The organism is Gluconacetobacter tumulicola, assembly GCF_014174215.1.
In the GTDB taxonomy this organism is placed as follows: Bacteria; Pseudomonadota; Alphaproteobacteria; order Acetobacterales; family Acetobacteraceae; genus Gluconacetobacter; species Gluconacetobacter tumulicola.
This window is the reverse complement of record NZ_JABEQL010000038.1, coordinates 8,981-31,673: the sequence shown is the minus strand read 5'-3', so window position 1 is coordinate 31,673 and position 22,693 is coordinate 8,981. Positions and strand designations below refer to the sequence as shown.

General features: G+C 64.1%; 26 protein-coding genes, 1 pseudogene and 1 riboswitch. Of the genes and pseudogenes, 11 read left to right on the top strand and 16 right to left on the bottom strand.

The annotated features are described in order from the left end of the window. A pseudogene (locus HLH29_RS17955) lies at positions 1-791 on the bottom strand (IS3 family transposase); the annotation flags it as partial. Between the two features lie 185 nt (positions 792-976). Continuing rightward, positions 977-1,615: an HD domain-containing protein gene (locus HLH29_RS17950; protein ID WP_182968750.1), complete on the bottom strand. Its 639-nt coding sequence runs from the start codon at positions 1,613-1,615 to the stop codon at positions 977-979. A gap of 73 nt (positions 1,616-1,688) precedes the next feature. Between HLH29_RS17950 and HLH29_RS17945 the strand changes: the two genes are divergently transcribed. Continuing rightward, entirely contained in the window at positions 1,689-2,693 is a 1,005-nt protein-coding gene (locus HLH29_RS17945) for a GlxA family transcriptional regulator (protein ID WP_338030289.1), read from the top strand. Between the two features lie 150 nt (positions 2,694-2,843). Here HLH29_RS17945 and HLH29_RS17940 read toward each other — a convergent pair whose 3' ends face one another. Further along, a complete protein-coding gene (locus HLH29_RS17940) occupies positions 2,844-3,395 on the bottom strand; it encodes a TetR/AcrR family transcriptional regulator (RefSeq protein WP_246374411.1) in 552 nt (183 codons plus the stop codon). Between the two features lie 129 nt (positions 3,396-3,524). Between HLH29_RS17940 and HLH29_RS17935 the strand changes: the two genes are divergently transcribed. The 5 genes from HLH29_RS17935 (at position 3,525) to HLH29_RS17915 (ending at position 7,881) form a co-directional block, all read left to right on the top strand. Beyond that, on the top strand, positions 3,525-4,211 hold the full coding sequence (locus HLH29_RS17935; RefSeq protein WP_182968747.1) for a glutathione S-transferase family protein: 687 nt from the start codon (positions 3,525-3,527) through the stop codon (positions 4,209-4,211). A 97-nt stretch (positions 4,212-4,308) separates the two neighbouring features. After that, a complete protein-coding gene (locus HLH29_RS17930; RefSeq protein ID WP_182968746.1) occupies positions 4,309-5,280 on the top strand; it encodes an alpha/beta fold hydrolase in 972 nt (323 codons plus the stop codon). A 100-nt stretch (positions 5,281-5,380) separates the two neighbouring features. After that, positions 5,381-5,806: a MarR family winged helix-turn-helix transcriptional regulator gene (locus tag HLH29_RS17925; RefSeq protein ID WP_182968745.1), complete on the top strand. Its 426-nt coding sequence runs from the start codon at positions 5,381-5,383 to the stop codon at positions 5,804-5,806. Positions 5,807-5,920: 114 nt separating this feature from the next. After that, positions 5,921-6,820 carry an NmrA family NAD(P)-binding protein gene (locus tag HLH29_RS17920; protein ID WP_182968744.1) on the top strand — a complete coding sequence of 300 codons (900 nt, stop codon included), beginning with the start codon at positions 5,921-5,923 and terminating at the stop codon, positions 6,818-6,820. Between the two features lie 245 nt (positions 6,821-7,065). Further along, positions 7,066-7,881 (top strand): oxidoreductase, encoded by an 816-nt coding sequence (locus HLH29_RS17915; protein ID WP_182968743.1) that lies wholly within the window; start codon positions 7,066-7,068, stop codon positions 7,879-7,881. Positions 7,882-7,920: 39 nt separating this feature from the next. Here the strand turns inward: HLH29_RS17915 and HLH29_RS17910 are convergent, their stop codons facing one another. Next, entirely contained in the window at positions 7,921-8,856 is a 936-nt protein-coding gene (locus HLH29_RS17910; RefSeq protein WP_182968742.1) for a GlxA family transcriptional regulator, read from the bottom strand. 148 nt (positions 8,857-9,004) lie between these two features. Between HLH29_RS17910 and HLH29_RS17905 the strand changes: the two genes are divergently transcribed. Continuing rightward, positions 9,005-9,781, top strand: coding sequence for an SDR family NAD(P)-dependent oxidoreductase (locus HLH29_RS17905; protein ID WP_338030288.1), 777 nt, complete (start codon positions 9,005-9,007; stop codon positions 9,779-9,781). Between the two features lie 381 nt (positions 9,782-10,162). Here HLH29_RS17905 and HLH29_RS17900 read toward each other — a convergent pair whose 3' ends face one another. Both HLH29_RS17900 and HLH29_RS17895 read right to left on the bottom strand, forming a co-directional pair. Beyond that, positions 10,163-10,549, bottom strand: a complete 387-nt coding sequence (locus HLH29_RS17900) for an MAPEG family protein (RefSeq protein WP_182968741.1) — start codon at positions 10,547-10,549, stop codon at positions 10,163-10,165. Positions 10,550-10,623: 74 nt separating this feature from the next. Further along, a complete protein-coding gene (locus HLH29_RS17895; protein WP_182968740.1) occupies positions 10,624-11,052 on the bottom strand; it encodes an organic hydroperoxide resistance protein in 429 nt (142 codons plus the stop codon). Positions 11,053-11,249: 197 nt separating this feature from the next. On the opposite strand from HLH29_RS17895, the gene HLH29_RS17890 reads away from it, so the two are divergent. The 3 genes from HLH29_RS17890 to HLH29_RS17880 all read left to right on the top strand — a co-directional run bounded on the left by HLH29_RS17890 (position 11,250) and on the right by HLH29_RS17880 (position 13,567). Then, positions 11,250-11,744, top strand: coding sequence for a MarR family winged helix-turn-helix transcriptional regulator (locus tag HLH29_RS17890; protein WP_182968739.1), 495 nt, complete (start codon positions 11,250-11,252; stop codon positions 11,742-11,744). Positions 11,745-12,422: 678 nt separating this feature from the next. Then, a riboswitch (cobalamin riboswitch) is annotated at positions 12,423-12,564 on the top strand. 30 nt (positions 12,565-12,594) lie between these two features. Beyond that, positions 12,595-12,816, top strand: a complete 222-nt coding sequence (locus HLH29_RS17885) for a CbtB domain-containing protein (RefSeq protein ID WP_182968738.1) — start codon at positions 12,595-12,597, stop codon at positions 12,814-12,816. Positions 12,817-12,832: 16 nt separating this feature from the next. Further along, entirely contained in the window at positions 12,833-13,567 is a 735-nt protein-coding gene (locus HLH29_RS17880) for a CbtA family protein (protein WP_182968737.1), read from the top strand. A gap of 15 nt (positions 13,568-13,582) precedes the next feature. Here HLH29_RS17880 and HLH29_RS17875 read toward each other — a convergent pair whose 3' ends face one another. From HLH29_RS17875 to cbiE, 8 genes are all read right to left on the bottom strand, one after another. Further along, complete coding sequence (locus HLH29_RS17875) at positions 13,583-14,131, bottom strand: histidine phosphatase family protein (RefSeq protein WP_182968736.1); 549 nt, start codon at positions 14,129-14,131, stop codon at positions 13,583-13,585. 187 nt (positions 14,132-14,318) lie between these two features. Continuing rightward, a complete protein-coding gene (cobD, locus tag HLH29_RS17870; protein WP_246374410.1) occupies positions 14,319-15,359 on the bottom strand; it encodes a threonine-phosphate decarboxylase CobD in 1,041 nt (346 codons plus the stop codon). Then, the gene (gene cobF / locus HLH29_RS17865; RefSeq protein ID WP_182968735.1) at positions 15,356-16,129 is read right to left on the bottom strand and encodes a precorrin-6A synthase (deacetylating); all 774 of its coding nucleotides are present in this window, start codon (positions 16,127-16,129) and stop codon (positions 15,356-15,358) included. Before cobF ends, cobD begins: the two co-directional genes overlap by 4 nt. Further along, complete coding sequence (gene cobA / locus HLH29_RS17860) at positions 16,126-16,863, bottom strand: uroporphyrinogen-III C-methyltransferase (RefSeq protein WP_182968734.1); 738 nt, start codon at positions 16,861-16,863, stop codon at positions 16,126-16,128. Before cobA ends, cobF begins: the two co-directional genes overlap by 4 nt. Then, positions 16,860-18,170, bottom strand: coding sequence for a cobyrinate a,c-diamide synthase (locus HLH29_RS17855; RefSeq protein WP_182968733.1), 1,311 nt, complete (start codon positions 18,168-18,170; stop codon positions 16,860-16,862). The genes cobA and HLH29_RS17855 overlap by 4 nt, the downstream gene beginning before the upstream one ends. After that, positions 18,167-18,949 (bottom strand): precorrin-4 C(11)-methyltransferase, encoded by a 783-nt coding sequence (gene cobM, locus HLH29_RS17850; RefSeq protein ID WP_182968732.1) that lies wholly within the window; start codon positions 18,947-18,949, stop codon positions 18,167-18,169. The genes HLH29_RS17855 and cobM overlap by 4 nt, the downstream gene beginning before the upstream one ends. Continuing rightward, on the bottom strand, positions 18,946-19,314 hold the full coding sequence (locus tag HLH29_RS17845; RefSeq protein WP_182968731.1) for a cobalamin biosynthesis protein: 369 nt from the start codon (positions 19,312-19,314) through the stop codon (positions 18,946-18,948). The genes cobM and HLH29_RS17845 overlap by 4 nt, the downstream gene beginning before the upstream one ends. Next, positions 19,311-20,492: a precorrin-6y C5,15-methyltransferase (decarboxylating) subunit CbiE gene (gene cbiE / locus HLH29_RS17840; protein WP_182968730.1), complete on the bottom strand. Its 1,182-nt coding sequence runs from the start codon at positions 20,490-20,492 to the stop codon at positions 19,311-19,313. The genes HLH29_RS17845 and cbiE overlap by 4 nt, the downstream gene beginning before the upstream one ends. On the opposite strand from cbiE, the gene HLH29_RS17835 reads away from it, so the two are divergent. Beyond that, positions 20,491-21,240, top strand: coding sequence for a cobalt-precorrin-6A reductase (locus tag HLH29_RS17835; RefSeq protein WP_182968729.1), 750 nt, complete (start codon positions 20,491-20,493; stop codon positions 21,238-21,240). The two genes, cbiE and HLH29_RS17835, sit on opposite strands and share 2 nt — an antisense overlap. On the opposite strand, the gene cobJ is transcribed toward HLH29_RS17835, so the two are convergent. Beyond that, positions 21,216-21,950 carry a precorrin-3B C(17)-methyltransferase gene (cobJ, locus tag HLH29_RS17830; protein ID WP_182968728.1) on the bottom strand — a complete coding sequence of 245 codons (735 nt, stop codon included), beginning with the start codon at positions 21,948-21,950 and terminating at the stop codon, positions 21,216-21,218. The genes HLH29_RS17835 and cobJ overlap by 25 nt on opposite strands. Continuing rightward, positions 21,947-22,693: a precorrin-2 C(20)-methyltransferase gene (locus HLH29_RS17825; protein ID WP_182968727.1), complete on the bottom strand. Its 747-nt coding sequence runs from the start codon at positions 22,691-22,693 to the stop codon at positions 21,947-21,949. Before HLH29_RS17825 ends, cobJ begins: the two co-directional genes overlap by 4 nt.

The following is a 22,693-nucleotide window of genomic DNA, read 5'->3' as shown; positions in this document are numbered from 1 at the left end:
CAAGGGAAAACCGCGGATTTCTACGATCCGGTCGAGTTCGCGACCGAGCCGTTCGCCTGACAACGACGTATCTGCCACCAGCGCCAGGCATTCGCGCGTGTAGTCGTCCACCACCGTCAGCACGCGGAACCGCCGTCCGTTGTTCAGCGCGTCCGAGACGAAATCCAGGCTCCAGCGCTGCTTTGGCCCGTCGGGCAGCATCATGGGCGAGCGCGTGCCCATCGCCCGTTTCCGGCCGCCACGCTTGCGGACCGACAGCCCCTCCTCGCGATACAGCCGGAACAGCTTCTTGTGGTTCATCGCCATCCCCTCCCGGCCGAGCAGGATCTGCAGCCGCCGATAGCCGAACCGACGCCTTTCCGCGGCCAATGCGCGAAGCCGGACGCGCGCATCAGCGTCGTCGGGCCGTCGCGATGCATAGCGCCAGATCTTCGGATCCATACCGATCAGGCGGCAGGCGCGCCGCTGTGAGTAATCTCGTTCGGTCATCGCCCAGGCCACGGCATCCCGCCGCAAACCGGGCGTCACGAGTTTTTTGCCAGCAATTCCTTCAGCGTCGAGACGTCCATGACGCTCTCCGCCAGGAGCCGCTTCAGCTTCGCGTTCTCTTCTTCAAGAGCCTTGAGCCGCCGCGCTTCCGACACCTCCATCCCGCCATATTTCGACCGCCAGGTGTAGAATGTCGCATCGCTGATCCCGTGCCTGCGGCACAGATCCGCAGCCGTTGCGCCCGCCTGATGCTCCTTCAGGATCCCAATGATCCGGTCCTGCTTGAAACGTGCTTTCTTCATCGCCTGTCTCCAATGGACAGACCTGACTTCAAATCGAGGGCATTTCAGGGGGCAAGGTCACTGAGTCAGCGCTCCCTGAACGGCGATCCAAGGGGAACCGCGGCGCCTCAGTGGGCACGCACACCGGCCGAGTCTTGTGGCCAATCCCCGTCACTTCGGCATCTGCCAACCGGAACGCATGGTAGTCAGCCGTGCCAGTGTGATCCACGGATGACGCTGCAGAAATTCCCGCGATGGAAATCGGGATTTTTGTCGGCGATGACATCCGCCTTGACGTTTCCAAACGTCGTTTCCGGCTTGTGCTTGATGCCGTCGTAGAAGGCCTGGATGATATCCTCCTTGAAATGCGGCGTGCGCGGAAATGCCTGCACGATCGCTTCACGCTCAGCGTCTGAATAGTCGCCGTACGTCAAGCCGAGCACATCCATCTCGACACCGGCTGTTACCAGGGCAACCACAGGATGCATGTGTTTCGGAATGCCGGGCGTCGTATGCAGAGCGATCGCCGTCCATACCGTGTCGATGTCCGCCTGCTCGATCCCGCGCTGCTTCAGGAAGCGACGCGCCGCATTGGCGCCGTCCACTTCGAAGCGTTCATCGTGACTGCTGTGATCCTTGGTCAGGCCTAAATCGTGGAACATGGCACCCGTATAGAGAAGTTCGGGGTCGAATTTCAGGCCCTGGTGCTCGCCAGCCAGTGCGCCGAACAGGTAGACCCGGCTCGAATGATTGAAGAGCAGTTCCGATGCGGTATCGCGTACGAATTCGGTCACCTCGCGCGTGAGCGGACTGTCAGGGATGTCGATAAGGTGTGTGTGGGTCATGGTGTGCGTCCTTTTGCGGCTTGACCAAGCCTAGAAAATTTGGGTTATGGCATCTATCGTCGTGCTATGACGAATGTGGACATTTAACCCCATGGCGAGACACGCATGCATCTCCAAGACAATCGGTATCCTCGCCCTGCCGGGGGTGCAGATGCTCGACGTCGCCGGCCCGCTGGATGTCTTCGCAGAAGCGAATGTCCAATCCGGTCGCCAGGTCTATCTTTCCAGCGTGGTCGCAACCGCTGAGGGGCCGATCGTCAGTTCGTCCGGTCTGCGTGTCCTGCCGGACATGATCTTCGACCTCGGCGCGCCCGTCGCCTTTGACACGCTGCTGATCGCCGGCGCGCCGCATCTCGGTGATGGTCCGGTCGACCCGGCGTTGCTCGACTGGTTGCGTCAGTCCGCGCCGCGGAACCGCCGGTTCGGTTCCGTGTGCAGCGGGGCCTTGGTGCTGGCCGCAACGGGCTTGCTGGACGGGCGGCGTGTGACCACCCATTGGGCCGTCGCCGAACAGCTCGCACGACAATTTCCGGAGGTTCGCGTCGAGGTCGATGCGCTCCATGTCCGTGACGGACCGTTGCGGACAGCCGCCGGTGTCACCGCCGGACTTGATCTTGCGCTTGCGCTTGTCGAGGAGGATCTCGGGCGCGAGATTGCAAAGAAAGTCGCCTCTCAACTCGTCATGTTTTTCAAGCGTCCGGGCGGCCAACTCCAGTTCAGCCGGCGTGGGGAGGCGAATCCAGTCGGTCGTTCGACGCTTCAGGAGATACAGCGCTGGGTGATCTCCAATCCCGCGATGGACGCGAGCCTTGCGGCGCTCGCCACGCGCGCCGGCCTCAGCCCGCGGCACTTTGCGCGGCTGTTCCGACAGGAGATCGGTTCGACGCCCTCCGTCTGGGTGGAAACTGTCCGAGTTGCGGCGGCACGTGCAATGCTTGAAGCGGGGGAGCGACCCAAGCAGGCTGCCGCGGCCTGTGGCTTCGGCGATATCGACACATTCCGCCGCGCCTTTCAGCGCCAAGTCGGCATCACGCCCGCCGAGTATCGGCGCCGCTACGAGACGGTGGGTGCGGCATGACCTCCTACCCGTTTGTCGGATATCGGCGCAGGGGCAAGCGGGGCTGGATCTCTACGCAATGCTCGATCGGGAGGTGCCGTACGGACTGATCATCGGTGACGGTCCTTGACGCAGCGGACTGGAGCGAGAGACAGCGGCAATCGCTCGCAGTCACGGAATGAGTCCCGTCCTCCGGTACGTTCGGATCGTTCGGTCGTAGATGGCGATGTCCTGGCCGCCACGCGCGACGAGCTGAGCCCCCTCGATGGCCGCGAAGATCGCCATTGCGTGCTCCTGCAATTGCAGCGCGCTCACCGCAGGCTTGGCCAGTTCCAGAACCTTGATGATCCAGCGGACATTCGTTTCGGTGAATTTGTCGATTTCGGTGCGTACTTCCGTGGGAAGGTCATCGAATTCCGCGCTCATGATGCCGCAGAGGCACATGCGATTGTCGTCGGCCAGGGCGGAGCGAAAGATCTCCATATATCTGTCCATGCACCACGTCGCGTCGTTGGAGGTGGCCAGCAGATCCGCCAGATAGGCTTCCCCATCCTCGGTATAGCGACGTGCCAGGGCGGCTCCGAGATCGCCCTTGGTGGGGAAGTGATAGTGCACGCTGGCGCTTTTGATCCCCACCGCCTTTGCGATTTCGCGAAAGCTCAGGGCGTTGTAGCCGTGTGCCTGTACCGTTGCCTTCGCGATCGCCATGACCGCCTCGCGCATATCAGATTTCGTTCTTGCCATCGCCGTCTCGCACCTACCACTCGATAGATAATCATTGACGCCGGAAAAGAGAAGAGGTAACTGGCGGCCTGTAATCTATCTATCGATAGACATATAAAGGTGCCTGCCATGAAAATCTTCGATCGCCCCGGCTTTCCCAATCCGGCCCGTATCCGCATCGTCCTGGCGGAAAAGGGGCTTGAAGCGCAGGTCGAGTTTGTTTCCGTCGACCTCATCGCGGCCGAACACAAGCACTCCGCCTTCCTCGAAAAGAATCCCTCCGGCGTATTGCCGGTCCTGCAGCTCGACGATGGCACCCACATCGCCGAGTGCACCGCGATCACCGAATATCTCGACAATCTCGACGGCAATCCGACGCTTACCGGGAAGGGGCCGAAGGAAAGGGCCGTCATCCATATGATGCAGAAGCGGGCGGAAACCGGGTTGCTCGACGCGGTCGGCGACTACTTCCATTACGCAACGCCTGGCCTTGGCCCTGACCTTCAGGCGTTCAAGAGCCCTGAATGGGGCGGCCGTCAGGAGTGGGGCAATCGCCAGCGCGATCGTGCGCTGGGCGGCATGAAGTATTTCGATGCCGTGTTGCAGAACCATCCGTTTGTTGCCGGCGACGCGTTTTCGATGGCCGACATTACCGTCTTCGCGGGGTTGATGTTCGCGGATGCCGCTGGCATCGCGGTGCCGGAGGACTGTTCCGCGCTGAAAGCCTGGCGAGGGAAGGTCACTGAACTCCCGAGCGTCAAGAACCGCAGCGGCCAGATGTTCGCCGCTGACGATCTGCGGCGGCTTGGCTTCTGATTCCCACACGAGCCGTGCGGCCGATTACCCAACAGACCGGCCCTTCATCCATCCAACACGTTTGCTCTCGCAAGCAGTTTTTTTAATGGAGTTCACGATGTCCAAGATCTCGACGCCTGATGGCGATGCCCGGCGCAAGCTCCTGAAGGGAGTGGCCGCCGCCAGTGCCGGTCTGGCCGCTGCTGTCGCCGGCGGCGCTGTAGCGGATGCGAAATCCGCAGCCTCTGAAAATGCCAGCAAGCTAACGGCGGACCGCGTGACCACGAAGGATGGCACCAGTCTCTACTTCAAAGATTGGGGCTCGGGACCGGCCGTCGTCTTCAGCCACGGCTACCCGCTTTCGTCCGACGCGTGGGAAGATCAGATGTTCTTCTTGATACAGAACGGTTATCGCGTCATCGCCCATGATCGTCGAGGCTTCGGGCGGTCGAGCCAGCCTGCTAAGGGATACGACTACGACACCTTCGCCGATGATCTTGCACAACTGGTCAATGCTCTTGATCTACGCGAGGCGACCTTCGTGGGCCATTCGATGGGCGGCGGCGAGGTGGCGCGCTTTGTCGCGCGTCATGGCCAGAGCCGCGTCGCCAAGGTCGCCTTCGTTTCTTCCGTGACACCGTTCCTGCTCAAGACCGCGACCAATCCGACCGGTGCGCCGAAGGCGGTATTCGACGGATTCCGAGCCGCTGTGCAGGCCAACCGGTCGCAGTGGAATCTCGACGTCACCATGCCGTATTACAGCTTCAACCGGCCGGGCGTCCACGTCTCGGAAGGCTTGCGGCAGAACTACTGGCGGCAGGGGCAGGCGACCGGCATGCTCGCGGCCTACCATGCACTCGGCGCATTCTCGGAAACCGATTTTCGTGACGATCTCAGGAAGATCACTGTTCCTGCCCTGATAGTGCACGGCAGCGACGATCAGATCGTCCCGCTTGAGATCTCGGCGAAATTGACCGCTCGGCTTCTCCCACAGGCTAAGCTCGTGGTTTACGACGGCGGCTCACATGGCCTGCTACATGTCGACAAGGACCGGCTGAACACGGATTTGCTGGCGTTCCTCCGCAGCTGAGACCGTACGCTCCGGGCGGCAGCACGGAACTCTGTTGTGGCAGCTTCTCAACGCTCCATAAAGCTTGACAATGTGTAATTGCACATATAGAGCACACATCATGCTGATGCCCAGTGGTCCTCGTCTCTGTTACGCTCTCGCCGCCCGCCAGAGCGCGCGGCATCTGAGCCGTTTATACGATAGTCATCTTGCGCCGGCTGGTCTATCCGTCTCGCAGTTCTCGATTCTTTCGCTGCTGCAGGCATACGGCAATCTCAAGATCACCAAACTTGCAGAGATGTTAATCATGGAGCGGACAACGTTGGTCCGCGCTCTGAAGCCGCTGCAAGCCGCGGGCTGGGTTGTCGCCGGCAGAGCCGGGAATGGCCGCGCCTTCGACGTCACCCTGTCCCGCTCGGGCTTGGACAAGGTGGCCGAGGCGACGCCGCTCTGGGCAAATGCTCAGGCAGCATTCGAGCACGAAGTTGGACAGGACCATGCCATTCGTTTGCGCAACGAGATCCTGGAACTGAACCTCGGACGGTAGTCCTTTTTTTTGAACTAATATGTGCAATTGCACATATAAGCGAGTGTTTCTCCATCCCACGCTGGAGAACCCTTCGCTTCCATGGAAACCCAACGATCCACACAGGAGAGAAAGATGAGTACAGATACGTTTCTGGTCACCGGCGCGACGGGCGAGACCGGCCGCTACACAGTCCAACGTCTCCTTGAAAAGGGGCACGCTGTCAGAGCGATGGTCCATAAGGAAGACGTGCGGGCCGAGGAGCTGCGGCGCACGGGGGCAGAAGTCATGGTTGGTGACCTCTTCGATCATGATGACGCGATCAGGGCTGCCACCGGCGCCACTGCCGCCTATTTCTGTTACCCCGTTCGCCCCGGCATCATCCAGACAACGGCGTATTTTGCCGATGCGGCCAAGCGTGCTGGGCTCAAGGCCGTCATCAATATGTCGCAGATTTCCGCACGCGAGGATTCCAGGAGCCATGCGGCGCGCGATCATTGGATTGCAGAACGGATTTTCGACGGGTCGGGTGTTCCAACCGTGCATCTGCGACCGACCTTCTTCGCGCAATGGCTGCTTTACCCGTTTGCGCGCAAGACGATCGTTGAGCAGGGCGTTATCGATCTGCCTTATGGTGTAGGACGCCATGCCCCGATCGCGGCCGAAGACCAGGCACGCCTGATCGCCGCGATGCTGACAGACCCGGCCACGCATGTCGGTAAGACCTATATGCTCCACGGCCCAACCGAGTTGGACCAGATGGGCATCGCCGCTGCCATCAGCGACGTGCTCGGTCGAACGATCAGTTACCTGCCGCTGACTATCCCTGAATATCGCGAGCGCCTCGAAAAATTTGGCTTGCCTGGCTTTCTGATCCAGCATTTCTGTGCGATCGCCATCGATTATCAGAATGGCATCTTCTCGGGCACTGACAAGGTCATCGCCGAGGTAACCGGTGTGTCGCCCATGACCGTGCAGGACTTCGTCGCGTCGCATCGGGCCGCCTTCGAGAGTGTCGACGGAGTGGCGGCGTGACGGTTCCCTTGGGCTATATCCGGGTTGTGGAGCCTACGATCAAAGCAGATCAGGCGAGACCCATGGCGATGGACTATGCCCTGTCCGATGGCTTCGGATTCGGCGGCGTCGATGCCAGCATTCTGTTTCGAAGATGGGCCGAAGCGCCAACCTTCCGAACACGACGCGACTGAACCGGCCAACGGAATCATAAGATTTTCTGAAACCGCCAACGTGGGTGAAGCAAGTTAGGTAGGAGAGGTACAATGTCGAATAAACGGGCACGAGTGGCGATCGTCACGGGCGCATCCACCGGGATCGGCCGGGCGGTGGCGAAAGCCCTCAAAGATAACGGCTTTTGGGTGTTTGGTACCAGCCGACGGGCTGCTCCCGAACAAATCGATGGCATCGCGATGTTGACCTGCGACGTCACCGACGACGCTTCGGTGGCGAAACTGATCGAAGCCGTGCTCACGGAGGCAGGACGCATCGACGTTCTGGTCAATAACGCCGGGGTGGGTCTGCTTGGTGGCGCGGAGGAGTCGTCGATCGGCCAAGCACAGTCGCTGTTCAACGTGAACCTGTTCGGCGTAATCCGGATGACCAATGCCGTTCTGCCGTTCATGCGACGTCAACATACAGGGCGGATCGTCAACGTGAGTTCCGTACTGGGCCTGATCCCCGGTCCATACTCCGCCCTTTACGCGTCGACCAAGCACGCCCTCGAAGGTTACTCGGAGTCCCTCGACCACGAGGTGCGAGCATTTGGGATACGGGTCGTTTTGGTGGAGCCCGCCTATACTGCAACGTCATTTGAGGAAAATCTCACCGTTCCGGATCAATCACTCGATGTCTATGCGCTGGCTCGCGCAGGTATGGTCGCGCTCATGCGTCAAGTGATGCTAAAGGCTGATACCCCGGAAGCTGTCGCCGAGACAGTGGTCAAGGCGGTGACCGCTGGTAGTCCTAAACATCGTTATGCGGCGGGGAAAGTGGCGCGCCAGGTCAGCTTCCTGCGTCGCTTCGTTCCCGAAGGGGCTTTCGACAAAAGCCTGCGGAAGCAAATGCAGTTGCCAGTCTGAGGTTGGAGTTGGAACGCGCGTTCCGCGTCAATGCCTGCGTTACGTCTCTGCAAGGCGACGCTTGATGTCCTGGGGCGGCAGGCCGTACGCGCGGAGAAACGCCCGACGCATCCGGTTGCGATCATCGAATCCTGTCTCGCGCGCGATCACGTCGACCGGATGCCGTCCCTGTTCCAGCATCAGCCGAGCCGCCTCGATCCGCAACTGCTCCACCGCCTTGGCGGGTGATTGCCCGGTTTCGGCACGAAAGATGCGGCTGAACTGACGCGGGCTCAGGCGTGCTGCTTCGGCCAGTTTCTCGACCGACAATGTCTTCTTCAGATTGCGCCGCGCATAATCCAAAGCGGTCTGAATCCGGTCCGATTTCGGCTCGAGCTGCAGCAGCGTCGAATGCTGCGACTGGCCACCAGCGCGGCGATGATACAAGACCAGTTTCTGCGCGACCGACCGCGCGATCTCGCGGCCCAGATCCTTTTCGATCATCGCCAGCGCCAGATCGATTCCCGCACTCATGCCGGCGGACGTCCAGATCGTACCGTCGATCAGAAAGATGCGATCTTCCTCGACCTTGATGGCCGGAAAGCGTGTCTTGAGTTCGGGTGCCAGCAGCCAGTGCGTGGTCGCGCGCCGACCGTCCAGCAACCCGGCCTCCGCCAGGATGAAGGCACCCGTGCAGATCGATGCCAGCCGGCGTACCGTGCCGTGGGCCTCGCGCACATAGGCAAGCAGGCCGTGGGAGGGCCGTGGGAGGTCCGTCCCGCCCAACAGGATCAGCGTATCAAAATGCGTATCGTTCAGAATCGCGCTGCTGACCGAGACGGCGTCGGAACCCGGGATCGTCTCCCCCGTCTCTGAACGAACCGACACCTCATAGACTGGCTCGCCGTTGACCAGATTGGCGATTTCGAACGCCGTCGCGGCGGCGAGACCGATGATCTGGAAACCGGGATAGACAATGAATCCGACGCGCTGCATGGTCGCGACCTCCTGTGTCCTGAAACGACGCATATACGACATTCAGGACGGATGTCAGCATGCCTATGGTTCGCTTAGACGATGGCGCCTCGCCATCGCCTTTGAAGGAACCGCACCAAGGACAACGCAACATCCGGGAACCGCGCTCGTGACGGGCGCATCGTCGGGCATCGGCGCGATTTATGCGGATCGGCTGGCCCGACGCGGCTATGGCCTCATCCTGGTCGCCCGCAATCGCGCACGCCTCGACACACTGGCCGCACGTATCAGCAATGAGACCGGGCGGTCGGTCGAGATCGTGACGGCCGATCTCGGCCAGGGCGCGGATGTGCGCCGGGTGGCAGACATTCTGAAGATGGACCGCAGCATCACGATGCTGGTCAACAATGCCGGTGTCGGCGCCACGGCGCCCGCACTGCAGTCCGATATCGACGAGATGGAGGCGATGATCGGACTGAACGTTACCGCACTGACGCGGCTGACCTATGCCGCGCTGCCGGGCTTTGTCGCACGCGGCGCGGGCACGATCGTCAACATCTCGTCGATCGCTGCGGTGGGGCCGGAAATCCTGAACGGCGTCTATGGGGGCACGAAGGCGTTCGTGCTGGCGCTGACCCAGTCGCTGCACAAGGAATTGGCCGACACCGGGGTGACGGTGCAGGCAGTGCTGCCGGGCGCTACCGCGACCGAGTTCTGGGATGTGGCGGGCACGCCCGTCGACCATCTACCTGCTGCGATCGTCATGAAGGCGACGGAGATGGTCGACGCCGCCCTGGCGGGACTGGTTCGGGGCGAACTGGTGACGATTCCGTCGCTGCCGGACGTCGCAGACTGGATCGCTTACGAGGGCGCGCGTCAGGCGCTGATGCCGAACCTGTCCCATGCCCGGCCTGCCGCGCGCTATGCCGGTGTTCCCGTAGCCTGAGCAGAGCTATGATCGACAAAACCTGTAAAACCTGTCGGATCGGCAGGGACATGTGCGGTGGCGATATGGGCGGCCAGCTTCTGGTCGCCCAACGATCCTCCGCATGTGCTGATTGACACACCAGATCAGGTATTCGCGAATATACAGCCCATGCCACCACTACGGCGACCGGCCGCCTTATCCATTACCCGTTCGTCACCCGCCTGATCGCTAGGTTCGGCGGGGTCCTGCTGTTACGGGAATCGCTCAATGTGATTGCCGCTGCTTGGGCGTTGAACCCTAACGGGTTAACCGACGTGCCACCTGCTGGTGATGAGCTCCATTCGAGCAGCCGGTGATCGCACCTGATGCCTGAGCACCGGCAATGCCAGCCATAAGCGATCAGAAGATCTCGACGACGATCAGCACTATGCCGACCGCGCCCACGAGCCAGGCCAGCGTGCGGATACCCGTAATACCGGCAATGTAGCTCGCGGCATGCACGACCCGCGCGCCGAGAAACAGCCACGCGCCCAGCACGGTCATGCCGTTGGAAATGCCGGCGGCGTGCGCGACCAGCACGACGATGGCGAAGGGGAGCAGGTTCTCGACCAGATTGCGGTGCGCGCGCAGCCCCCGGCCGGCGGAGCCCGTTGGTTCGGGAACGCCTTCGCGGTTGCCGACTACGCTCGCCGACCCGATCTGACGAGAATAGAGCGGACCATACAGCGCAGGCAATGCAAGACAGAGGATGGCCGACCACAGCAGGGCCCAGAGTTCGGAGGTCATGGCGGGGGACTCTTGCATGAAGAACGGGAAGGCATCTCACCCGGCCCGTCATGGGCCGGGTGAGGGCAATGCTGTCAGACGACGGAGAGCTTCACGTCGATGTTGCCGCGCGTGGCGTTGGAATAGGGGCAGACCTGATGGGCCCTGGCGACCAAGTCCTCGGCGGCGGCGCGCTCGACGCCCGGCAGCGCGATTGCCAGGGCGATTTCCAGCCCGAACCCGCCTTCGGAACGCGGGCCGATGCCGACGGTGGAGGTCACAGTCGCGTCCGTGGGCACCTTGGCGGTGCCGCCCTGCGACGCCACGAACTTCATGGCCCCCAGGAAGCAGGCGGCATAGCCGGTGGCGAAAAGCTGCTCGGGGTTGTTGCCGTCGCCGCCCGGCCCGCCCAGTTCTTTGGGGGTGGTCAGCTTGACGTCCAGCGCGCCGTCCAGGGTGGCGGAACGGCCATCACGTCCACCGGTGGCGCGAGCGGAGGTGCGGTAGAGAACATTCACGGACATAGTTTCGATCCTTGTGACGAGGCGTTGCTTTCGGAAGCGCGGGCGGGAAGATCCGGCCCCGTTCGCTTTCGATGGATATTAAATCGCACACGACTAAATCGTTCGATATATGGAATTTTGCATGGCTGATCCGCCAGCTATGCGCTGGCGATAAAATCGTGTGCGATCTATATGGAGGGGTTCGAAGGAGATTTGCCATGCCCGGCGCCCCGACCCTGGAGCATTTCCTGTGCTTCGCGCTCTATTCCACCAGCCATGCCTTTAACCGCGTCTATAAGCCGCTGCTGGACGCGATCGGCCTGACCTATCCGCAATATTTGGTAATGACGGTGCTGTGGGAGCAGGACGGGTTGCTGGTGGGGCAGATCGGCGAGAAGCTGGCGCTTGAGAGCAGCACCTTGACGCCGCTTATCAAGCGGCTGGAGGCGGCCGGCTTGCTTCAACGAACACGCGACACGAAGGACGAACGCCAGGTCAGGGTGACGTTGACACCGCGGGGCAGGGCGATCAAGGCGCAGGCGGCATCGATCCCGGCCTGCATCCTGGAGGCGACGGGGCAGGCGCCGGAGCAGTTGATGCGTCTGAAGGGGGACATTGACGCCCTGCGCAACCAATTGGAACAGGCAGCGCAGGGTGGTCGGTCGGGCTCCAGCCGTGTGATTACCCCACGGGAAGAAACTGAGCACGGGTAGGCCTTCGCCCCGCTTCTGGCCGAGTCATTTCGTCAGGGTTGTGCAGAGGATCGGTTCTGCAGCGTAGCGCATCGTGTCGGCGAGGCGATGCTCGGCATGGTAAAGCTCGCCGGGCTGGAGGCGGCCGCGCGGAGCGCGTAGAGTCATAAATGTGTAGAGTCATAAATATATTGAATACCAGAAAATTACGCGACAGCTTGAAAGAGCAAGTCATGATGGTCGCGAGCCCCCGCAACCAGAAATCACACGCAAAACCCCATGAACCTATTGGTTTCGTGGGGTTTTGTGTGTGATCATATAACGGACAGAAAATAAAACACAATTAAATCAATGGTATAATTTCGCAGGTTCAAATCGGGGCCGCCAAACCCGCAACCAATTGCGATACTTGGTAGGAAGTGGCGGGCTTGTAAGAAATTCATGATTGGGAAGCCCAGGCAGGTTCAGACGGGGCTGTGTCCCGAGGCGTGATGTAGGAGCTCGGCCTTCCCGGTTCAATCTTACCAGTGGCTTGTTCCTGTAAAGGAACAACATGAACAGACTCTCACCGCCAACAGTTGCGGGGGGGGATAGTCGCTGACTAACTTCCGGACAATTCGCACGGAACCATCGACTTGGCGTGTTATAACCATTGCTTACGGCCCACATCAATACATAAGCGAATGAATCGGTGACCGGGCCGACTTTTCAAATGGCTGCGCAGCGTGTAACCTAACCGGACAGGGAAATCGGTGAAAGTCCGATGCGGTCGCGCCACTGTAATTGCCGCCACGCCATGCGTAGTGGAAAGCCAGACCCCTGCCTCCTTTTGTCCCGATCCGGAACGCGATTTTCCGAGTGGAGCCTGTCAATGAGCTACGGTTTTTCCTCGCCGGTTCCCGCATCTGCTGCGATGCCCGATGCCATCCCCCTACGCGCGCTTTTGCCCTGGGCGGTCTTCGGTCTGATCCTGTCCATGGTGCTGTTGTATTTTGTAGGCGCCGAGCAGGGCGCCACCGCGCTCCTTTCGGGTCATGCGGTGCATGAATTCGTGCATGATGGGCGCCACCTCTTGGGTTTTCCCTGCCACTGACGCAGGGATATCCATCATGGCGGGACGTCTTCTCGCGCGCGGAATGATCGCCGGCGTGCTTGCCGCGTGTCTTGCGTTCCTGTTTGCCCGTGTGTTCGGCGAGCCGCAGGTCGATTTGTCCATTGCCTTCGAAACGGCCCGGGATGCGGCTGCGGGCATGGCGGCCGAACCTGAGATTGTCAGTCGGAAAATGCAGGCATCGTTCGGCCTGTTTACGGCGGCGGCTTTGTATGGCGCGGCTTATGGAGGGATTTTCGCCATTGTCTTCGCGCTGGCCTATGGGCGGGTGGGGCGGGTCTCGCCGCGCGCGTTGGCGTTGTTGTTGGCGGGGGCGGGATTTCTGACCTTCGTGCTGATCCCTGATCTGAAATATCCGCCCAATCCGCCGGCGGTGGGGCAGGAAGGCACGATCGGGCTGCGTACAGTGACCTATTTCGAGATGATCGTGTTGTCGCTGTGTGTGATGGCACTGTCCATTCTGGTGGGTCGACGCCTGATACAGCGTTTCGGACAGTGGAACGGCATGCTGTGTGGGGTCGGGCTGTTCGTGGCTCTGACGGCGCTGGTGCAGAGCGGGCTGCCCAATATCAACGAGGTTCCGGCTGACTTTCCCGCGATTGTGCTCTGGCGGTTTCGCGAGGCGGCCATCGGGATGCAGGTCGTCCTGTGGGGCGCGCTGGGGCTGATTTTTGGGCCGCTGGCGACCGCTGTTCTGACACCGGGAGGAACCGGGCGGCATCGCGTCGGCTGATGGCCGGGGGGATATTCAGCCCAGCGGTACACCGATCGCCGAAACCCGCCAGCCTGTATGGCGGGAGAGTTCGCTGCGGGTTGATGGCGGTACGTCCAGATGCCGGACCATTTCTATGCCGCCGCCGAGAGCCCGGATCAGCAACATTCTGATCACCGCCGGGCGTGCGACGACGATCAGGGTTCCTGTGCCGTCGGGCAGATGATCGAGCCAATCGCCAATGCGTTCGCATGCCGCGCGACCGCTTTCGCCGTCGGGCGGAGCGAAGTCTGGATCGTCCACCCAGCGGTGGATATCGTCGGGGGGAAGGTCGCGCAGATTGCGCCCATGCCATTGTCCGTGGTCGCGTTCGCGCAGCGCCGGCTCGGTCACGATCGGGCGTTCGCCACCGGATTGCGCTGATGCGAGAGCGACGTCCGGTGCGGCGACAATCGGATGGTGATCGCCGGATGCCTGAAGCCATGCGGCGGTGGACGCGCCGGGACCGTCCGTGCTGTTGCGTGGCGGGATGATGCCGCGCCGGATGTCATCCGGCAGGCGGGATGCGATGCCGAAGAGCTTCATCCTGTTGCCTCGGCGTCTTCGCGTCTGTCGCCTTGTATCCGTCGTTCCAGGCAGGTGGGACATAGGCAGCCGGTGCGGCCATCCGTTGGAACCGGCAGGTTGTGCGCTGTCGTCATGCACCAGCATGTGGCCGTGGCCAGGCAGATCATGGCGGCTCCGCAGGCTGCGCAGTGGGTCTTTCCCTCGGTCATGGGCTTTTTGCGTGCCAGGCGCGCAGCGCGTGGTCGAGACGAGCCCATGCCTCTTCGTCTCCCGGCAGGCCAAGGCGCAGGGCATCCGGCTGCGTGCTGAAACGACGGGTGGCGATCCCGTGGCGGCAGAGATGGATCCATAGGTCCGGCGCGGCGTCTGTCCGGACCAGCGTGAACAGGCGTGCGTGTCCTTCATGGCGCAGGTCTGTTGCTTCCAGCAGTGCGGTCAGGCGGTCCTTCGCGCGGGACGCGGTCTGGCGGGCCAGATTCAGCCACCGGCCATCCCGTAGCGCCTGGCGGCCGGCAGCAAGGGCGAGGCTGCCGACAGGCCACGCACCGACCAGATCGCGCGTCCGTTTCGCCGTTTCCGGAGAAGACAGGAGAAATCCCAGCCTGATGCCGGGCAGTCCGTAGGTCTTGCCGAACGAGCGCAGAACGATCAGGCCCGGATGGGGCAAGGCCGGTATTAGGCTTTCGCCGTCGAAATCGGTAAAAGCCTCGTCCACGACGAGATGGTTCCCGTGAGATGCGCACCGGTCGGCGAACTCTCTCAGCATCGCCGCGGGGAGAATGCGCCCATCCGGATTGTTGGGATTGCACACGATACAGACGGTGCCGGGTTCCGTCGATTGCCGTGCGAGATCGTCGGAATCGACGACGTTCCTTACCGTCGCGCCTGATTGCTGCCATGCGATTGCGTGTCCGGAATAGGTCGGGCCCAATATGCAGGCGGACGATGCTGTGATGAGACGCGGCAGCAGGGAAATCAGGCTCTGGCTACCGGGTCCGGTCGCGACCATGTCCGGATCGACTGCGCCGTAGGCTGCGGCGGCCGCTTCGCGCAGGTCGTCTTCCTCATCTGCTTCCGGCAGCCGGGCAAATGTCTGGAGCGAAGGCATCGTCATTGGATAGGTCTGCGGGTTGATGCCCGTGGACAGGTCGATGAACGGGCGGGGGGCATTGGGGAAATGGCGCATGATGGCCCGCACCTGTCCGCCGTGCGCTTCCGGCCGGGCCGGTTCCTGCCTTGTCATCATCGGTCTTCCGTTACGCTGGCTGCGTGCCGCCGCAGCAGATAGATGTCCATGATCCAGCCATGGCGGGCACGGGCTTCGGCCCGGGTAGCGATAATGCGTGGCCCGGTCTGCGCGAGCGGACCGGAGAGCAGGATCTGCTCGGGCATGCCGACATAGGCGCCCCAGTGAATGGTGATCGCGTCGGCGGGGATGTGCTGGAACGAGCAGTCGCCATCCAGCATGACCACGATGGTATCGGTTCCGGGCGGCCAGCCATGGTCGCGCAACTGGCGCCCGGTCGTGACCAGAAACGGCGCGCCGATGTCGTTGAGCGCGATGGCGTGAGCGGCGGCCAGCATGTTCAGTGACATGATGCCGGGAATGCTGCGGACCGAATTGGGTACCGGGTTCAGTTGGGCGGCAATCCGCAGGGTACTGTCATACAGGGCGGGATCGCCCCAGACGAGGAGCGCGACCGTGCCGCCTCGGGGCAGGTTGGCATGGATCGCTTCGGTCCACGCATAGGCGATCGCATCGTGCCAGTGTGTGACGCCTCTCCGGTAGTGCGGGTCGGCGCTGTCACGTCGCGGCATGTCGAATTCAGCGATGCGGATGGCCGGGTTGGTCAGAACCCGTGCGCAGATGGCGCGGCGCAGTTCGGCGAGGTCGGCCTTGTCGTCGCCCTTGCGCGGTATGAGGATCAGGTCGGCAGCATTGAGTTCGCGAACGGCCTGGAGGGTCAGATGCTCGGGATTTCCCGTGCCGATGCCAACAAGGACCAGATCGATCATGGGGGCTCTCCCTCAGGCTGGTTGGCCAGCGCGCCGTAGAGGATGAGGGCAGGCGCGCCGCTGTCATGGGCGGCCAGCATTCCGGCCAGTTCGGCGACCGTGGTGCGCAGAAGACGCTGTTCGGGACGGCTCACGGCCTCGGCCAGCAGGGCAGGGGTTTCGCCCGGCAATCCGGCGGCGAACAGAAGAGCCGCCAGCTTCGGGAAGGTGCGCCTGCCCATGAACACGACAGTCGTGGCGTCCGGATCGGCCAGTGCCGTCACGTTCAGCTCTTCGGGCAGATCGCCCGTGACGTCATGGCCGGTCACGAACTGGACCCGCCGGGCGGTCAGGCGGCGGGTGAGGGGGATGCCGGCGGCGGCGGCCGCAGCGCAGGCGGAGGGCACGCCGGGGATGATCTCATAGTCGATGCCAGCCGCGTCCAGAGCGGTGAGTTCCTCCTCCAGCCGGCCGAAAATGCCGCTGTCGCCGGATTTCAGGCGGACGACCCGCGCCCCTGTCATCGCATACTCGACCAGCAGCCGGCTGATGCTGTCCTGCCGGGGCGACGGCCGGCCGGCGCGCTTGCCGACGCTGACCAGGTCGGCATCGGGCCGGGCATGGGCGAGGATCGGCCCGGAGGACAGATCGTCGAACAGGATGGCATCGGCGGCGCGCAGCCGGGCCACGGCCTTCAGCGTCAGCAGTTCCGGATCGCCCGGTCCGGAGGAGACGAAGGAGACGAAGCCGCTCATGTCGCGGGCGCGATCAGGTGGAAGAAGGTGCCGGTGGCCAGTCCGCGCCGCGACCCGGCCTCGGGCACGGCAGCGCCATTGGCGTCGATTGTGTGGGCCAGCGCGTCGTCCGGCTGACTGGCGATGGTGGCATAGTGGAATTCGTGCCCGCGCAGCCGGGCACCCGCCTCATGGCCGGGGATCGGGGCGAGAAGTGTCGCCAGACGGTAGCCAAGATGCATCCGCCGCTTGGCAAAGGAGGTTTCGAGGCCCAGCAGGCCTGTCATGGCGTGGCGTGTGCCCTGTGGATCGATCAGTCCGGCGCCCATTGCCATGTAGCCACCGCATTCACCATGCACCGGCTTGCGCCTGGCGAACTGCCGCAACCCGTCGTGGAAACGGGCGGCGGCGGCCAGCGTGCCGGCATGGAGTTCGGGATAGCCGCCGGGGAGCCAGCAGGCATCGGCGCCTGAGTCCGGTGCCTCATCCGCGAGGGGTGAGAAGGGCACGATCTCCGCCCCTGCCGCGCGCCATCCTTCGATCAGGTGCGGGTAAACGAACGAAAACGCCGCATCGCGGGCCAGCGCCACGCGATTTCCGGGCGGTATGACCGCGCATGGCCGGCTCTGGCTGCCGAAGCTGGCGGCCGCAAGAGACAGGATTGGCTCCAGATCCACATGCGCGGTGATGAAGGCGGCAAGTTCGTCCAGCAGCGCGGCAAGATGAGGCTGCTCTTCGGCCTGTATCAGGCCGAGATACCGTTCGGGCAGCGCGATTGTCGTGCGGCGCGGGAGGGCGCCCAGCACGCGCGTGCCTGCGGCCGCCATGCCGGCGCGGATCAATGCCTCGTGGCGGGGGCTGGCGACGCGGTTGAGGATCACGCCTGCCAGCCTGACCGTGGGCGACAATGTCGCAAAGCCATGGGCGATGGCGGCGGCGGACTGGGCCTGGCCGGAAACGTCCAGTACCAGCACCACCGGCCAGCCGGTCAGGGCCGCGAGATCGGCGCTGGCGCCAGTACCCGCTTCGCCCGCCGATGCCACGCCATCGAACAGGCCCATCGAGCCTTCGGCGATGATCAGGTCGGCATCGCTCCGGGCGCCGACCAGCCCTGCGATCCGCTCTGACGACATCGCCCATGTGTCGAGATTGACCGATTCCCGCCCGGATGCGGCACGGTGGAAAGCCGGGTCGATATAGTCCGGTCCGTTCTTGAAGGGTTGCACCCTTAGGCCGCGTGCCCGCAGGGCGGCCAGCAGGCCCAGCGTGACCATGGTCTTGCCCGCGCCCGAGGCTGGGGCGGAGATGATGAGGCCGGGGCAGGTCATTCCGTCTCCGGGAAGCGAGGGGTGGTGCCGACGGGGCGGAAACGGCGGTCGTAGTCGCCGGCATAAAGGCGACTTTCGCCGAATTCCGTCGCCCCGATCGCAGGGCCGACAAGGATCAGCGCCGTGCGTTCCAGTTCGGTGGCCAGCGCGGTTTCCAGTGTTTCCAGCGTGGCACGGACGATGCGCTCGTCCGGCCAGCTTGCGCGCCACACGACGGCGACGGGGCAGGCTGCGCCATAATGCGGGGTCAGTGCGGCAAGGACGCGGTCCAGCACGTGGATCGACAGGTGGATCGCCAGCGTGGCGCCTGTTGCGGCGAAGGCGGCAAGGGTCTCGCCCGGCGGTATGGAGGTGGCCCGGCCAGACGTGCGTGTCAGCACGACCGACTGGGCAATGCCCGGCAGGGTGAGTTCCGCGCCCAGTGCGGCAGCGGCGGCGGCGAAGGATGGCACGCCGGGGGTGATGTCATAGGGAATGTCCAGCGCGCGCAGGCGGCGCAGTTGCTCCCCCATGGCGGACCATACCGACAGGTCGCCGGAATGCAGCCGGGCGACGTCATGGCCTGCTTCGTGCGCTGCCGCGATTTCGGCGATGATGGCGTCGAGCGAAAGGGGGGCGGTGTTGATGATCCGCGCGCCGGGCGGGCAGTGGTCGAGCAGGGCTGCCGGGACCAGTGACCCGGCATAGAGGCAGACGGGGCTGATGGCGATCAGGTCCCGCCCACGCAGGGTGATGAGATCCGGCGCGCCCGGTCCGGCGCCGATGAAGTGAACCGTCATATGGTGTTTCCCTCCGCAATCGCGGCCACGGCCATCCCGTCGGTGGAGATTGCGCGGGGGGCGAGCAGGTACGCTTCCGCTCCGGCGGCGGCCAGCGCGACCGCTTCGGCAAGACTGCCGGTTCCGAAGCGGGCCATGACACGATCGGAGCGGGTCGGGGTGCCGACATGCGCCAGCGTTTCGGTGGCCAGCGCGCGGATCGGCAGCCCCATTTCCGCCGCCAGGGCCAGCAGCGCGGGCGAGGCGGCCTTTTGCGCGACCGTGGCCAGGGCATCGATGCCTTTGGCGCCACCCGCCGCCGCCAGGGCATCGCGCAGCGATGCGAGGCTGGCGGCCTGCCGGAAGCCGAAGCCTGCGACCCTCATCGTGTCACGCTCCACTGCACGACAGGACGCGCCGGGCGCCATCCGCGCATCGATCCCAGCGGCGCTGCGCTCGCCAGTTCGATACGCAGCAATTCGCCGCCCTTTTGCCCGTGCCATAGGGTCAGCAAGGCTTCGGTTTCCAGCGTGACGCCGTTTGCGACGATCCGCGTTCCGGACGGCAGCATGGCCCACAAATGATCCAGCAGGGCCGCATGGGCGCCCCCGCCGATGAAGACGGCATCCGGGTCGGGCAGGCCGGCCAGTGCGGTCGGGGCCGCGCCCTCCACGACCCGGAGAAGGTGGTCCAGGCCCAGCGTCCGGGCGTTGGCGCGGATAGTTTCGGCGCGGTCGGCGCGGATTTCGACCGCGATCGCCTGTCCGCCCGCCAGACACCATTCCGCCGAAATCGATCCCGATCCTGCACCGAGATCCCACAGGATTTCACCGGGGCGCGGGGCGAGGACCGAGAGCGTAAGGGCGCGGATCGGACGCTTGGTGATCTGTCCGTCATGGATAAACGTGCTGTCCGGCAGGCCCGACGCCCGGCTCAGCCCCGGCGGCCCCGACATGGCGATGGCAACGGCCACCGGTGCCGCGACGTCCGTGAACGCGAAATCCGCCGCGAGGACAGTGCGGATGCGTTCGCGCGGGCCACCCAGGGCCTCCATGACATGGAGCGTGGAGGCGCCGAACCCTCGGCCGACCAGCCACTGTGCCAGATCTCCGGCAGCGGGTCCGTGGCGCAGCAGACAGATCGCCCGCCCGTTGGCATGCAGTGCGGGTATCAGTCGTTCGAACGGCGCCGCATGCAGGCCCCGGCAGGATACCTGTTCAAGCCGCCAGCCCAGCCGGCCTGCTGCCAGGGAAAAGGTCGATGGCGCGGGGTGGGCCACCCACTCGCCCGGATCGAGGCGAGCGGCGAGACTCGCGCCTGCGCCGAACCAGAACGGATCGCCCGATGCCAATGCCACCACCCTGCGTCCGCGCTCGGCCAGCACCGGATCGACCGAGAAGGGCACCGGCCATGCGCGGCCCCGGTCGGCCGCTTCCACCAGCGCCAGATGGCGCGGACCGCCGAAAATCACCTCGGCACGGGCCAGTTCCGCATGGCATGAAGCCGACAAACCTGCCATGCCGTCTTCACCGATGCCGATGATCGCAAGCCAGGGCTCAACCATGACGCGCGTCCTTCTGCTGGGCGGCACCACCGAAGCCAGCCAGATGGCGCATGATCTGTCCGAAGCGGGGGCGGACGCCATCTTTTCCTATGCCGGCCGGACTGCGTCGCCGGCCCGCCAGCCCCTGCCGGTCCGGGTCGGCGGGTTCGGCGGGGTGGAGGGGCTGGCGGCCTATCTTCGCGAGGCGGCAATCAGCCATGTGATCGATGCCACCCATCCCTTTGCCGCCCGGATGAGCCGGAATGCGGTAGAGGCCTGTGCGGCCGTCGGCATCCCTCTGCTGGCGTTTGAGCGCGCACCCTGGGTGGCGGCGGAGGGCGATGATTGGTGTGCGGTCGCCGACATTGCCGACGCCGTCGCCGCGCTGCCCGATGAGCCGGCACGAATCTTTCTGGCGATCGGCCGGCAGTCGATCGACGCCTTCGCGGCCCGACCGCAGCATCACTACCTGCTGCGTCTGGTTGACCCGCCCGGCGCTGTCCTGCCCTTGCCCCGGGCGACGGTGGTGGTTGCGCGGGGGCCGTTCACCTTGGCAGGGGATCTCGCCTTGATGCAGGCGCACGGCATCACCCATGTCGTGGCGAAGAATGCCGGTGGCGTGGGGGCGCGGGCGAAGCTGGATGCCGCGCGCGCGCTGGGCATGCCGGTGATCCTGATCGACCGGCCCGTCATGTCGCCGCGCCCTGTCGCACGCACGGTTGGCGAGGTGCTGGCATGGCTCGGTCATCCTGCGCGCCTCGGCGTGTAGACATACCGCCCGACCCGTCGCGTCGCGTCGTTGCCGACGAGCACCACTGTCCGCATGTCGGCCATCTCGGCACGCGCTTCGGCCAGCGTCACCACGCTGATCCGCTCCTCGGGCGTCGTCACCGCACGGGCGAAGATGATCAGTCGGTCCGGACCGCATTCCTCGTGCAGGATCTCCAGCGCGCGGGCCAGTTGATGCGGGCGGCTGGCCGAGCGCGGATTGTAGAAGGCCATGGCGAAATCCGCCTGTGCCGCAAGGCGCAGCCGCCGTTCGACGATGTCCCAAGGCTTGAGATTGTCCGACAGGTTGATCGTGCAGAAATCATGGCCCAGCGGTGCGCCGACCCGCGCGGCGGCGGCCAGCATGGCGGTGATGCCGGGCAGAACGCGGATCTCGACATGGGCGAGGCGCGGGGACTGCTCCACCGCCTCGAACAGCGCCGAGGCCATGGCGAATACGCCGGGATCGCCCGATGAAACCACGACGACCCTGCGCCCGGCTGCCGCCAGTTCCAGCGCGTGGGTGGCCCGGGCCAGTTCCACGCGATTGTCCGTGGCATGCAGCGTCAGCCCGTCGCGTGCCGGGATGCGTGCCACATAGGGGATGTAGCCGACTACGTCGGTCGCGGTGGCCAGGGCGGCCGCCACCTCGGGCGTGATCAGTGCCTCGTCGCCGGGGCCGAGGCCGGCGACGACCAGCGTGCCGGTCATGATTCGTCCCCGTGACCGGATTCGGGACGACGGCCCTGGCCATGCACCAGCACGATCGCGAAATAGGGGCAGTCATCGTCGCCGGCGTCGGCAAGGCGGATCACCCGCTGGCCGGGCATGGTGCCGCGCTCCACCAGCCACGCTTCCTCCAGCCGACCAGTGGCGGCCAGGGCGCGGCGCACCTTGGGCAGGTTTCTGCCGGTCTTCATTACCACCAGCGCGTCGGCGGCCCGCATATGCCGCGCCAGGTCGGCCTCCTGCATCGTGCCGCTCAGCACGGTGAGCACGTCGTCGCCCCAGGTGATCGGGATGCCGGTGACGTTCCAGCAGCCGGTCATGCCGGTGATGCCGGGGACGATGTCCATCTCGACCCGGCCCTGAAGGCGCGCATGCAGATGCATGAAGGAGCCGTAGAAGAACGGATCGCCCTCACACAGCACCACCACATCCTGCGTTCGGGCCTGATCGGCCAGACGGTTCGCCCAGTCATCGTAGAAGCTGGCCAGCGCGTCGCGATAGGCAGGGCTGTTCACCGGCAGCTCGGTGGTTACGGGGTATTCCATCGGATATTCGATGACGCCAGGCGCCAGCATTCCCTCGACGATCCGCCGCGCCTGTCCAGCGCGCCCGGCCTTGCGGAAATAGGCCACATGGCGGGCGGTGCGGATCAGCCGGTCGGCGCGCACGCTGATCAGATCCGGGTCGCCGGGTCCGAGGCCAGTGCAGATGATCTTGCCGGGCAT

What these genes read in the sequence shown, in the direction of transcription:
- HLH29_RS17895 (WP_182968740.1), bottom strand. Translation starts at nt 11,052, where the DNA reads ATGTCCGTGAATGTTCTCTACCGCACCTCCGCTCGCGCCACCGGTGGA.
- HLH29_RS17890 (WP_182968739.1), top strand. Translation starts at nt 11,250, where the DNA reads ATGCCCGGCGCCCCGACCCTGGAGCATTTCCTGTGCTTCGCGCTCTAT.
- HLH29_RS17935 (WP_182968747.1), top strand. Translation starts at nt 3,525, where the DNA reads ATGAAAATCTTCGATCGCCCCGGCTTTCCCAATCCGGCCCGTATCCGC.
- HLH29_RS17915 (WP_182968743.1), top strand. Translation starts at nt 7,066, where the DNA reads ATGTCGAATAAACGGGCACGAGTGGCGATCGTCACGGGCGCATCCACC.
- cobJ (WP_182968728.1), bottom strand. Translation starts at nt 21,950, where the DNA reads ATGACCGGCACGCTGGTCGTCGCCGGCCTCGGCCCCGGCGACGAGGCA.
- cobF (WP_182968735.1), bottom strand. Translation starts at nt 16,129, where the DNA reads ATGATCGATCTGGTCCTTGTTGGCATCGGCACGGGAAATCCCGAGCAT.
- HLH29_RS17875 (WP_182968736.1), bottom strand. Translation starts at nt 14,131, where the DNA reads ATGAAGCTCTTCGGCATCGCATCCCGCCTGCCGGATGACATCCGGCGC.
- cobD (WP_246374410.1), bottom strand. Translation starts at nt 15,359, where the DNA reads ATGATGACAAGGCAGGAACCGGCCCGGCCGGAAGCGCACGGCGGACAG.
- HLH29_RS17885 (WP_182968738.1), top strand. Translation starts at nt 12,595, where the DNA reads ATGAGCTACGGTTTTTCCTCGCCGGTTCCCGCATCTGCTGCGATGCCC.
- HLH29_RS17845 (WP_182968731.1), bottom strand. Translation starts at nt 19,314, where the DNA reads ATGAGGGTCGCAGGCTTCGGCTTCCGGCAGGCCGCCAGCCTCGCATCG.
- HLH29_RS17930 (WP_182968746.1), top strand. Translation starts at nt 4,309, where the DNA reads ATGTCCAAGATCTCGACGCCTGATGGCGATGCCCGGCGCAAGCTCCTG.
- HLH29_RS17945 (WP_338030289.1), top strand. Translation starts at nt 1,689, where the DNA reads ATGTGGACATTTAACCCCATGGCGAGACACGCATGCATCTCCAAGACA.
- HLH29_RS17950 (WP_182968750.1), bottom strand. Translation starts at nt 1,615, where the DNA reads ATGACCCACACACACCTTATCGACATCCCTGACAGTCCGCTCACGCGC.
- HLH29_RS17880 (WP_182968737.1), top strand. Translation starts at nt 12,833, where the DNA reads ATGGCGGGACGTCTTCTCGCGCGCGGAATGATCGCCGGCGTGCTTGCC.
- HLH29_RS17900 (WP_182968741.1), bottom strand. Translation starts at nt 10,549, where the DNA reads ATGACCTCCGAACTCTGGGCCCTGCTGTGGTCGGCCATCCTCTGTCTT.
- cobM (WP_182968732.1), bottom strand. Translation starts at nt 18,949, where the DNA reads ATGACGGTTCACTTCATCGGCGCCGGACCGGGCGCGCCGGATCTCATC.
- HLH29_RS17920 (WP_182968744.1), top strand. Translation starts at nt 5,921, where the DNA reads ATGAGTACAGATACGTTTCTGGTCACCGGCGCGACGGGCGAGACCGGC.
- HLH29_RS17825 (WP_182968727.1), bottom strand. Translation starts at nt 22,693, where the DNA reads ATGCCCGGCAAGATCATCTGCACTGGCCTCGGACCCGGCGACCCGGAT.
- cobA (WP_182968734.1), bottom strand. Translation starts at nt 16,863, where the DNA reads ATGAGCGGCTTCGTCTCCTTCGTCTCCTCCGGACCGGGCGATCCGGAA.
- HLH29_RS17940 (WP_246374411.1), bottom strand. Translation starts at nt 3,395, where the DNA reads ATGCGCGAGGCGGTCATGGCGATCGCGAAGGCAACGGTACAGGCACAC.
- HLH29_RS17835 (WP_182968729.1), top strand. Translation starts at nt 20,491, where the DNA reads ATGACGCGCGTCCTTCTGCTGGGCGGCACCACCGAAGCCAGCCAGATG.
- HLH29_RS17910 (WP_182968742.1), bottom strand. Translation starts at nt 8,856, where the DNA reads ATGCAGCGCGTCGGATTCATTGTCTATCCCGGTTTCCAGATCATCGGT.
- HLH29_RS17855 (WP_182968733.1), bottom strand. Translation starts at nt 18,170, where the DNA reads ATGACCTGCCCCGGCCTCATCATCTCCGCCCCAGCCTCGGGCGCGGGC.
- cbiE (WP_182968730.1), bottom strand. Translation starts at nt 20,492, where the DNA reads ATGGTTGAGCCCTGGCTTGCGATCATCGGCATCGGTGAAGACGGCATG.
- HLH29_RS17925 (WP_182968745.1), top strand. Translation starts at nt 5,381, where the DNA reads ATGCTGATGCCCAGTGGTCCTCGTCTCTGTTACGCTCTCGCCGCCCGC.